This is a genomic window from Pseudomonas sp. CP-1 (assembly GCF_021213715.1).
GTDB classification, from domain to species: Bacteria; Pseudomonadota; Gammaproteobacteria; order Pseudomonadales; family Pseudomonadaceae; genus Pseudomonas; species Pseudomonas aeruginosa.
Map to the genome: position 1 here is coordinate 386,835 of NZ_JAJQKY010000003.1, position 10,704 is coordinate 397,538.

The 10,704-nt window shown below is 67.1% G+C and carries 10 protein-coding genes; 5 read left to right on the forward strand and 5 right to left on the reverse strand.

The window, feature by feature from the left end; genetic code table 11:
- The first annotated feature begins 50 nt into the window (after positions 1 to 50).
- On the forward strand, positions 51 to 503 hold the full coding sequence (locus tag LT948_RS08675; protein ID WP_003110186.1) for a YiiD C-terminal domain-containing protein: 453 nt from the start codon (positions 51 to 53) through the stop codon (positions 501 to 503).
- A gap of 112 nt (positions 504 to 615) precedes the next feature.
- Complete coding sequence (locus LT948_RS08680) at positions 616 to 1,431, forward strand: universal stress protein (RefSeq protein WP_003095811.1); 816 nt, start codon at positions 616 to 618, stop codon at positions 1,429 to 1,431.
- Between the two features lie 21 nt (positions 1,432 to 1,452).
- Here the strand turns inward: LT948_RS08680 and LT948_RS08685 are convergent, their stop codons facing one another.
- Both LT948_RS08685 and LT948_RS08690 read right to left on the reverse strand, forming a co-directional pair.
- The gene (locus LT948_RS08685) at positions 1,453 to 2,220 is read right to left on the reverse strand and encodes a ParA family protein (RefSeq protein ID WP_033995300.1); all 768 of its coding nucleotides are present in this window, start codon (positions 2,218 to 2,220) and stop codon (positions 1,453 to 1,455) included.
- 90 nt (positions 2,221 to 2,310) lie between these two features.
- Positions 2,311 to 3,216 carry a LysR family transcriptional regulator gene (locus LT948_RS08690; protein ID WP_003095817.1) on the reverse strand — a complete coding sequence of 302 codons (906 nt, stop codon included), beginning with the start codon at positions 3,214 to 3,216 and terminating at the stop codon, positions 2,311 to 2,313.
- Positions 3,217 to 3,391: 175 nt separating this feature from the next.
- Here LT948_RS08690 and LT948_RS08695 point away from each other — a divergent pair, with 175 nt between their 5' ends.
- Complete coding sequence (locus LT948_RS08695; protein WP_003095819.1) at positions 3,392 to 4,708, forward strand: MFS transporter; 1,317 nt, start codon at positions 3,392 to 3,394, stop codon at positions 4,706 to 4,708.
- A gap of 27 nt (positions 4,709 to 4,735) precedes the next feature.
- Here the strand turns inward: LT948_RS08695 and LT948_RS08700 are convergent, their stop codons facing one another.
- On the reverse strand, positions 4,736 to 5,665 hold the full coding sequence (locus LT948_RS08700; protein WP_003095820.1) for an oxidoreductase: 930 nt from the start codon (positions 5,663 to 5,665) through the stop codon (positions 4,736 to 4,738).
- A gap of 111 nt (positions 5,666 to 5,776) precedes the next feature.
- On the opposite strand from LT948_RS08700, the gene LT948_RS08705 reads away from it, so the two are divergent.
- Both LT948_RS08705 and LT948_RS08710 read left to right on the forward strand, forming a co-directional pair.
- On the forward strand, positions 5,777 to 6,850 hold the full coding sequence (locus LT948_RS08705) for an AraC family transcriptional regulator (protein ID WP_003095821.1): 1,074 nt from the start codon (positions 5,777 to 5,779) through the stop codon (positions 6,848 to 6,850).
- Between the two features lie 73 nt (positions 6,851 to 6,923).
- Positions 6,924 to 7,904, forward strand: coding sequence for a hypothetical protein (locus LT948_RS08710; protein ID WP_015503767.1), 981 nt, complete (start codon positions 6,924 to 6,926; stop codon positions 7,902 to 7,904).
- A 120-nt stretch (positions 7,905 to 8,024) separates the two neighbouring features.
- On the opposite strand, the gene hemE is transcribed toward LT948_RS08710, so the two are convergent.
- Both hemE and LT948_RS08720 read right to left on the reverse strand, forming a co-directional pair.
- Entirely contained in the window at positions 8,025 to 9,092 is a 1,068-nt protein-coding gene (gene hemE / locus LT948_RS08715) for a uroporphyrinogen decarboxylase (protein WP_019486037.1), read from the reverse strand.
- A 176-nt stretch (positions 9,093 to 9,268) separates the two neighbouring features.
- On the reverse strand, positions 9,269 to 10,702 hold the full coding sequence (locus LT948_RS08720) for an FAD-dependent oxidoreductase (RefSeq protein WP_003095829.1): 1,434 nt from the start codon (positions 10,700 to 10,702) through the stop codon (positions 9,269 to 9,271).
- Positions 10,703 to 10,704: the final 2 nt, after the last annotated feature.

Genomic DNA, 10,704 nt, shown 5'->3' on the forward strand with positions numbered 1-10,704 from the left:
GGCCTGGCCGGCCGGCTAGTCTGGCTGGGATCCCCGACATGGAGAGCGCCATGCCACTGCCCACCGAACTCGCCAGGCACCTGACCGAAGAAAAGATCGCCTTCGTCCAGCGCAGCGGACTCAGGGCGGAAGTCCTCGAACCCGGCTACGTGCGCCTGCGCATGCCGGGCGCCGGCAACGAGAACCACATCGGCAGCATGTACGCCGGGGCGCTCTTCACCCTCGCCGAACTTCCCGGTGGCGCGCTGTTCCTGACCAGCTTCGACAGCGCCCGCTTCTATCCCATCGTCAAGGAGATGACCTTGCGCTTCCGCCGTCCGGCCAAGGGCGACATACGCGTCGAGGCACGCCTGGATGCCGAGCGCATCCGCCAACTGGAAACCGAGGCCGGGGAGCACGGCAAGGCCGAATACAGCCTCGAACTGCAACTCACCGACGAGCAGGGCGAGGTAGTGGCGGAAAGCGCCGCGCTGTACCAGCTACGCAGCCACGCGCGACCCTGACTGGCAGATTTCGCAGGGCCCGGCGAAGGTTTTTTCTGCCGTGGATCAAGGTCCGTAGCGAGCTGCGGCGCGACAGTGGGGAAGCCAGCGTAGCCATCCCACGGAGTCCGCCATGATCCGCCACCTCCTGGTCGCCCACGACCTCACCCCGGAAGCCGACGTCGCCCTCGCCCGCGCCGCCCAGTTGGCCCGCCAGCACGATGCGCGGGTCAGTCTGCTGCACGTGTACGACCCGGGGCTATCGGCGTCGGCGGTGAAGACCGTCAGCGCCATGCTGCAACTCAAGCGCAAGGAGGCCGGCCTCGACGAGGACAGCGCCATCCACCTGTTCAGGGGCCAGCCGATCGACGGCATCCTGCAGCAGACCCGGGCGCTCGAACCGGACCTGCTGCTGATGGGCGCACACCACCAGAAGACCTTCGAACGCTTCGGCAACACCACCCTCGACCAAGTGGTGCGGCGCAGCCGGGTGCCGGTGCTGCTCGCCGTGCGCGAGGCGGACGAACCCTACCGCCAGGCGCTCAGCGCCCTGGACTTTTCCCAGTGCGCCTGTACCGCGCTGCGCCAGGCCTACCGCCTGCTGCCGGTGGAAGCCGACCTGCACGCCCTGCACGTGTTCGAGTCCCCCGACGACGGCGTGCTCGGCCTGCCCCGGCAGAATGCCGCGCACCTGGCCACCCAGGCCGGGCTGATCGAACAATTGCTGAGCGACGAGCAGGAGCGCCTGCCGGGCGTCGGGCCGCAGCTGAGCCACGAAGTGGTTCCCGGCGTGCTGCCGTACAGCCTGGACGCCGCGTTGAAGCAGCGCCAGCCGGAGCTGCTCGCCCTCGGCCGGCACAGCCGCAACGCGCTGATGCAGGCGCTGCTCGGCAACCTGGCGCAGCGTTACCTGCGCCAGCCGAGCTGCGACGTCCTGGTTACCTCGTAGAAGCGCTGCCGCAGAGGCTGCTCAGCTTTCGAGCAGCCCGTGCAACTCGACGAACTGCTGGGACAGCTTGTGCCGCGGTTCGAGGAAGATCAGCGGGGTGCAAGCCTGGTGCGACTCGCGCATCTTCACCGAACTCATCAGGTACACCGGCAGCACCGGCAGTTCCTCCGCCACCAGCTCGTCGAGCAGTTGCTGCGGCAGGCTGGCGCGCGGCTGGAACTGGTTGACCACGATGCCCTCGACTTGCAGGTCTTCGTTGTGGTCGTCACGCAGTTCCTCGATCTCCTGGAGAAGGCCATACAGCGCCTGGCGGGAGAAACTGTCGCAATCGAAGGGAATCAGGCAGCGATCGGCAGCGATCAGCGCAGATACCGTGTAGAAATTCAGTGCCGGCGGGGTATCCAGGTAGATCCGGTCGTAGTCTTCGTCCAGTTCGTCCAGCAATTTGCGCAGCTTGTTGATCTTGTGCTTCGACTCCAGCTTCGGCTGCAGGTCGGCCAGTTCGGGGCTGGAGGTGACGATGTGCAGGTTGTCGAACGGCGTCTCGTAGATGTCGACCCTGCCCTTCTTGCTGAAGGGCCCGGAAGACAAGGTCTGCTTGAAGAAGTCGGCGATCCCCACCGGCAGGTCCTCGCCGGTCAGTCCGGTCAGGTAGTGCGTGGAGTTGGCCTGGGCGTCCAGGTCCACCAGCAGGGTGCGATAGCCCTCCGCCGCGCTGACCGCCGCCAGGTTGCAGGCGATGCTGGACTTGCCTACCCCGCCTTTCTGATTGAACACCACGCGCCGCATGGGAAATCTCCGTGAGCCGAGCCTGATCCCGGATGATAGGCAAAGCCGCGGGCAAGCGCGAGCGCCGTCTCGGTCCTGACGTAGAGCGGTTCAGCGCCGGCGCAGGCTGGCCGCCTCGCGGGTCACCAGGTCGATGAAGGACAGCGCCAGCGGCGAGCCCTCGTTCTGCCGGCGGACCAGCCATACCGCAGTCGTCGCCTCGGGATCGCTCAGGGTGCGGTAGACCACGCCGTCGACCCGGGTGCGGCGGAACGACGCCGGCAGGATCGACACCCCCAGTCCGGCCGAGACCAGGCCGATGATGGTCATCGCCTCGCTGGCCTCCTGGGCGATGCGCGGGCTGAAGCCGGCCTGTCGGGTCAGGGCGATGACCTGGTCGTAGAGCCCGGTGCCGTAGCTGCGCGGGAAGAACACGAAGGGCTCCTCGGCCAGGGCGGCGATGGCCAGGCCATCCTCGCTGCCGGCCGCCAGCGGATGGTCGGCCCGCAGCACCGCCACCAGCGGTTCGCGGAACAACTCCACCCAATGCACCGCATCCGGCAGCGCCAGCGGGCGGATCACGCCCACCTGCAGGCTTTCCTCGAGCAGCGCCTTGAGTACCTGGCGGCTGCTCATTTCCTGCAGGTCGAGGTGTACGTCCGGATAGGCCTTGCGGAAGGCATGGATGCTGCTGGGTATGGTCGAGGTGAAGGGTGCCGAGGAAGTGAAACCGATCTTCAGCTCGCCCAGTTCCCCCAGGTGGGCGCGACGCGCCAGCAGCACCGCCTTGTCTACCTGGGCCAGCACCTGGCGGGACTCGTCGAGGAACAGCCGGCCGGCGTCGGTGAGTTCGACGCGGCGGTTGGTGCGCTCGAACAGGCGCGCACCGATTTCCTCCTCCAGCGCCTGGATCTGCTGGCTCAACGGCGGCTGGGAGATCCCCAGGCGCTCGGCGGCGCGGCCGAAGTGCAGCTCCTCGGCGACGGCGATGAAATAGCGCAGGTGCCTGAGTTCCAAGCGGCCCCTCCTATTAGGTGTTTTTACATATCAATCGTGTCGATCAATATATTGGAAATCATATAAACCTATCTATATCCTTTGCCACATAACCTCCAACAACGACCCCTTGTCCCTGAAATCCAGGTGGCGCGGCCTCGTTGTGCCTGCTCGCCACCGTCCCCAGAGGTGCCCCGTGAGCAATCCGCAAGTCCGGCCACAGGCCGAAGAAGAACCCGCGTTAATCGAGGCGGCCCGCGAAGCAGCCAACGAGGTGCTGGAAGCCGCCACCGAAGTCGAACGCTATATCGAAAAAGGCACCCCGCAGTTCATGCGCACCTCGCTGGCGCTGTTCTCCGGCGGTTTCGCCACCTTTGCCCTGCTCTACTGCATCCAGCCGATGATGCCGGTGCTGTCCAAGGCGTTTTCCATCAGCGCCGCGGAAAGCAGCCTGGCATTGTCCGTCGCCACCGCCATGCTCGCCCTTGGCCTGCTGGTCACCGGCCCGATCTCCGACGCGATCGGCCGCAAGCCGGTGATGGTCGTCTCGCTGCTGGCCGCCGCGCTGTTCACCCTCGGCAGCGCGGTGATGCCCACCTGGCATGGCGTGCTGCTGATGCGCGCGCTGGTCGGGCTGTCCTTGAGCGGCCTGGCCGCGGTGGCGATGACCTATCTCAGCGAAGAGATCCATCCGCAGCACATCGGCTTGTCGATGGGCCTGTACATCGGCGGCAACGCCATCGGCGGGATGAGCGGACGCCTGATCAGCGGCGTCCTAGTCGATTTCATCTCCTGGCATGCCGCACTGGCGGTCCTCGGCGGCCTGGCCCTGGTCGCCGCGCTGGTGTTCTGGCGCGTGCTGCCCGAATCGAAACACTTCCGGCCGGCACCGCTGAAGCCGGCGACCCTGCTCAACGGCTACCGCTTGCACTTCCGCGACGCCGGACTGCCCTGGCTGTTCCTGATCGGCTTCCTGCTGATGGGAAGCTTCGTCACCCTGTTCAACTACATCGGCTACCGCCTGCTGGCCGAGCCCTACCACATGAGCCAGGCGGTGGTCGGCGTGCTCTCGGTGGTTTACCTCTCGGGCATCTACAGCTCGGCCTGGGTCGGTTCGCTGGCCGACAAGCTGGGGCGACGCAAGGTGCTCTGGGCGGTCATCCTGCTGATGCTCGGCGGCCTGCTGCTGACCCTGTTCGAGCCGATCCCGCTGATGCTCGCCGGCCTGCTGCTGTTCACCTTCGGCTTCTTCGGCGCGCACTCGGTGGCGAGCAGTTGGATCGGGCGCCGCGCCCTGCGCGCCAAGGGCCAGGCCTCGTCGCTCTATCTGTTCAGCTACTACGTCGGCTCGAGCCTGGCCGGCACCCTCGGCGGGGTGTTCTGGCATTACTACGGCTGGAACGGCATCGGGCTGTTCATCGGCTCGCTGCTGGTTGTCGCGGTATTGGTCTCGCTGCACCTGGCGCGCCTGCCGGCCCTGCCTGGCAACACCCTGGCGCAGCCCGCCCACTGAGTTCGAGGCGCCGGTCTCCCGGCGCCTTCACTCCGACCAGAAGCGTACTCCGGTCAGTTCTTCCGATAGCGCCCACAGCCGCGCGGCCAGCCCCAGGTCGCGCGCATTCCGCGGAATCCGCGCCGCTGCCGGATAACCGCGGGTTTCCAGCCAGCGATCCGGGCCGACATAGGCGCCGCCATACCAGCGCTGTTCGGTCAGCGCGGAAAGTGCCGGCAGCGCCCCCATCTCAGCCGATTGCGCGAACGCTCCGTTGGCCACCTTCATCGCCCAGCGTCCCAGGCGCGAACCGGACATCGCCGGCGCCGCGTACTGCAGGTTGGTCGCCGCGTAGCCCGGATGCGCCGCCAGGCTCTGCAGAAGCACGCCCCGCTGGCCGGCGCGGCGCTGCAACTCCAGGCTGAACAGCAGATTGGCCTGCTTGCTGTGGCAATAGGCGAGATAGCGGTTGTAGCCGCGCTCGGCGTTGAGGTCGTCGAGCGGCAGCCGGCCGAACTGGTTGAAACCGCTGGTCATGCCCACCACCCTGGGCCGTGGAGCGGCCAGCAACGAGTCCAGCAGCAGTCCCGTAAGGGCGAAGTGGCCAAGGTGATTGGTGCCCATCTGCATCTCGAAACCGTCGCGGGTACGCCGCAGGGGCAGGAACATCACTCCGGCGTTGTTGAACAAGAGATCGAGGCGTTCGTGGCGCTGGCGGAAACCGGCGGCGCAGGCGCGGATCGAGGCGAGGTCGGCCAGGTCGAGATCGGCCAGCTCCAGGCGTGCCTGGGGATACTCGTCGAGGATCGCCCGCCGCGCCCGCTCCGCCTGTTCGCGATTGCGGCAGGCCATCACCACGGTTGCCCCTTTGCCGGCCAGCGTGCGCGCCGCCTGCCAACCCAGGCCGCTGTTGGCGCCGGTGACCAGCGCCAGGCGCCCGGCCAGTTGCGGAATGTTGCGTCGTGCCCAGGGATGCATCGCTCGTTCTCCGCTTGACTGCGTTGCCGGGCAGTATCGCGGCGCCAGCCAATGCAGCGGCAGACGCGCTCGCGCCAGACTGCCGATCATTTCGGGCCAGGACACGCCAGCATGAGCCGCCGCACGGACTCCGACGCACCGACCATCACCGCCGCCTATCCGCGCCTGCTGCTCGGCCTGCTGGAGGAACGCGGCCTGGACGGACGCGCGCTGCTGCGGGAAATCGGTCTGTCGACGCTGCGACTGGAAGAGCCGGAAGCACGCGTCACATCGCAGCAGTACCAGGCGATCGCCGCCGCGGCGCTCGCGCTGAGCGGCGACCCCGGCCTCGGCGCACAGCTCGCCTTGCGCACGCCTCCCACCGCCCATGGCAGCCTGGGCTACGCGATGATGGCCTCGGCGACGCTCGGCGATGCCTTGTGCCTGGCGCTGCGCTACATGCCGCTGCTGCAGGGCAACGTCGAAATCAGCCTGCTGCGCGAGGACGAGCAGGTGATCCTGCGCCTGCTGCCAGGCCCCGCGCTCCCGCCGGCACTGCACCGGTACTTCAGCGAAGCCCTGCTGATCGGCCTGTATCGCTCCGGCGCCTGGCTGCTCGGCGAACCGGCCCTGGTCGGCAGGCTCGACTTCGACTATCCCGAACCTGCCGTGCCTGTGCCACTGCCGCAGTGCCGCTACGACCAGGCCCACGTCCAGCTGGTGTTTCCCGCCATCCTGCTCGCCCGCTCGCTACCGATGGCCGATCCGGCTGCATTGCGCCGCGCCCGCGAACACTGCGAACGCGAACTGGCGCTGCTCGATGCCGGCCGCCGGGACATCTGCGCCCGCGTGCGGCTGGAGCTGGAACGGCAGGAACAGCGTTTCCCCAACCTGGAGGAAGTAGCCACGCGCCTGCACCTGTCCAGCCGCAGCCTCAAGCGGCATCTGCATGACGCCGGCACCAGCTTTCGCCAGTTGCTCGGCCAGGCTCGCCAGCGCCAGGCCTTGCGATTGCTGCGGCGTCCCGAGGTGTCGTTGCAGCGTATCGCCCTGTACCTGGGCTACAGCGATCCAACCAACTTCACCCGCGCCTTCAAGCGCTGGACCGGCGAGCCGCCGAGCGACACCCGCGCCCGCCTGCTGGGCGGGCAACCAGTTTCACGAACAAATGCCAAGCGCTCGACAAATCCCTCGCGTTTCCCTTGAGCGCGGCAAGCGCTGTCCTATGCTGCTGCGGCCGGCATCCGGCCGGCCTCGACAGCGATATGAAAGGGACTTTATGAAACCAGCGATCAAGCGCGCCTGCCTGCTCGGCACGGCACTGTTCTCCCTCTGCGCCAGCGCAGCCCAGGCGGCCGGCGTTCTGGTAGGAACCTGGGACCTGCGGGGCAACGGCCAGCTCGCCGCGGTCTACCGCGACGGCGCCAACCTGCAGGTGGTGGAAGGCGGCAGCACCCGCAACTACAGCTTCGGCAACGTGGTCTGGTCGGTCTTCGGCGCCACCGATACCGACGGCCAGCCCGGCGCGGAAATCCTGGTCAAGGCCGGTCCCGACCTGGTGATCGTCTCCCACGCCAGCACCACCCAGCGCAAGTACCCGGTAGGCAACGTCTCCTGGGCGATCATGCGTGCCACCGACGTCGACAACGTCGCCGGCGACGAAGTCATCCTCAGCATCGGCAACGGCGTGCGCACCGTATTCGATCGCACCCGTACGCAACGCGACGCCACCTTCAGCTACAACGGCACCTGGGGCCTGTTCGACGTCGCCGACGTGGACGGCGCGCCGGGCAAGGAACTGGTGCTGAACATGGGCAACGGCGTCAAGGTCATCGACCCGCGCACCAGTGGCGCCAAGGACTTCACCTTCAGCGGCTACCACGCGCTCGCACAGATCGCCGACCTCGACGGCCAGCCCGGCGCGGAGATCATCGGCCGCACCAGCACCGGCATCTACGTGATCAGCAACGCCAGTTCCCGCAAGGAATACAGCATCGGCGCCAGCGCCTGGGCACTCTATGGCGGCACCGCGGACACCGACGGCAAGCCGGGCAACGAGCTGATCGTGGTGATGCAGGGCAAGGTGCGGGTCATCCACCACGCCAGCGGCGCCAGCAGCGACTACCGCATCGGCGACGTCAACTACAGCATCGATTCGGTGGCCGACATGGATGGCCAGCCGGGCGCGGAAATCCTCGTGCGCGACGCCAACGGCAAGCTGTTCGTGATCAACGACCGCACCGGCAAGGTAAGCAACTGAGCCGGGCGGATTTCGTAGGGCGGGTACGCCACCGGCGCGACCCCGCCAACCAACGCGCCGGAGGGCCGTCGGCCCGCGCATGAAAAAGGGGAGCCTCGGCTCCCCTTCTTTCGTTCCGGCTCAGCCGTGGTACTGCGCCGACAGCTCGTGCACCGCCTCGAAGAAGGCGCCGGCATGGGCCGGGTCGACTTCCGGGGTGATGCCGTGGCCGAGATTGAACACATGCCCCGTACCCTTGCCGTAGGCCGCCAGGATCCGCGCGACTTCGGCGCGGATCGCCGCCGGATTGGCGTAGAGCACCGAGGGATCCATGTTGCCTTGCAGGGCTACGCGCTCACCGACACGGGCCCGGGCGCTGCCGATGTCGCAGGTCCAGTCCAGGCCCAGCGCCTCGGCGCCGACCTCGGCCATCGACTCCAGCCACAGGCCGCCTCCCTTGGTGAAGAGGATCACCGGCACCCGGCGTCCGTCGTGCTCGCGGATCAATCCATCGACGATCTTGCGCATGTAGGCCAGGGAGAACTCCTGGTAGGCCGCCGCCGACAGGCTGCCGCCCCATGAGTCGAAGATCTGCACCGCCTGGGCGCCAGCGCGAATCTGCCCGTTGAGGTAGCTGGTCACCGATTGCGCCAGCTTGTCCAGCAGAGCGTGCATGGCCTTGGGGTTGTCGTAGAGCATCGCCTTGGACTTGCGGAAGTCCTTGCTCGAGCCGCCCTCGACCATGTAGGTGGCGAGGGTCCAGGGGCTGCCGGAGAAGCCGATCAGCGGTACGCGGCCGTTCAGCTCGCGGCGGATGGTGCGCACGGCGTCCATCACATAGCCCAGGTCCTGTTCCGGATCGGGAACCGGCAGCGCCTCGATGTCGGCCAGCGACGAGACCACCTTGCGGAAGCGCGGGCCTTCGCCGGTCTCGAAGTACAGGCCCTGGCCCATGGCATCGGGAATGGTCAGGATGTCGGAGAAGAGGATCGCGGCGTCCAGCTGCGGGTAACGGTCCAGCGGCTGCAGGGTCACTTCGCAGGCCAGCTCCGGGTTCATGCACAGGCTCATGAAATCGCCGGCCTTGGCACGGGTGGCACGGTATTCCGGCAGGTAACGACCGGCCTGGCGCATCATCCAGACGGGGGTGACATCGACGGGCTGCTTGAGCAGGGCGCGGAGGAAGCGGTCGTTCTTCAGGGCAGTCATAACGGCATCCGATCAAAGGCTGCTGGCTTCACGCGGGCGCGTGCGGAAGAGGGTTATCCACAGGCCGGCGGGCGAAAAGGGCCGCTATTGTCGCAAAGCACAAAACAAAAGGCACGGCGGGGGCCGTGCCTTTTGTCTATCGCGGTGATTTGTCGCAGCGCCGGTGGCGCCGCGGGTCAGACGCCAAGGTAGTCGAGGATGCCTTCGGCCGCGGTACGTCCTTCGAAGATCGCCGTCACCACCAGGTCGGAACCACGGACCATGTCGCCACCGGCGAAGATCTTCGGGTTGCTGGTCTGGTGCTTGAACTGCGCCTGCGCCGGAGCCACCACGCGGCCCTGGCTGTCGGTGGCGATCTCGAAGCGCTCGAACCACGGCGCCGGACTCGGCCGGAAGCCGAAGGCGATCAGCACGGCTTCCGCCGGGATGATCTCCTCGGAACCGGGGATCGGTTCGGGGCTGCGGCGTCCGCGGGCGTCCGGCTCGCCGAGACGGGTCTCGACCACCTTCACGCCTTCCACCCGGTCCTCGCCGACGATGGCGATGGGCTGGCGGTTGAAGAGGAACTTCACGCCCTCTTCCTTGGCGTTCTTCACTTCCTTGCGCGAGCCCGGCATGTTTTCTTCGTCACGGCGATAGGCACAGGTCACCGACTTGGCGCCCTGGCGGATCGAAGTGCGGTTGCAGTCCATCGCGGTGTCGCCGCCGCCCAGGACCACCACGCGCTTGCCCTTCATGTCGACGAAGTCCTCGGCCGACTTCTCGAAGCCGAGGTTGCGGTTCACGTTGGCGATGAGGAAGTCCAGGGCGTCGTGTACGCCCGGCAGGTCCTCGCCGGGGAAACCACCCTTCATGTAGGTGTAGGTGCCCATCCCCATGAACACGGCATCGTACTCATCGAGCAACTGCTCCATGGTCACGTCCTTGCCGATCTCGGTGTTCAGGCGGAACTCGATGCCCATGCCGGTGAACACCTCGCGGCGACGGCTGAGGACGTGCTTCTCCAGCTTGAACTCGGGAATGCCGAAGGTCAGCAGGCCGCCGATCTCCGGGTTGCGGTCGAACACCACCGGGGTCACGCCGTTGCGCACCAGCACGTCGGCGCAGCCGAGGCCGGCCGGGCCGGCACCGATCACCGCGACGCGCCTGCCGGTCGGCTTGACCTTGGACAGGTCCGGGCGCCAGCCCATGGCGAAGGCCGTATCGGTGATGTATTTCTCCACCGAGCCGATGGTCACCGCGCCAAAGCCGTCGTTGAGGGTACAGGCACCCTCGCAGAGGCGGTCCTGCGGGCAGACCCGGCCGCAGACTTCCGGCAGGGTGTTGGTCTGGTGCGACAGTTCGGCGGCGGCCAGGATGTTGCCTTCGGAAACCAGCTTCAGCCAGTTCGGGATGAAGTTGTGCACCGGGCACTTCCACTCGCAGTAGGGGTTGCCGCAGCCCAGGCAGCGGTGGGCCTGGTCGGCGGCCTGCTGCGGCTTGAACAGGTCGTGGATCTCCACGAACTCGCGCTTGCGCTGGCGCAGGAGCTTCTTCTTCGGGTCCTTGCGCCCGACTTCGATGAACTGGAAGTCGTTGTTCAGGCGGTCGGAATTCAGACGTTCAGACATAT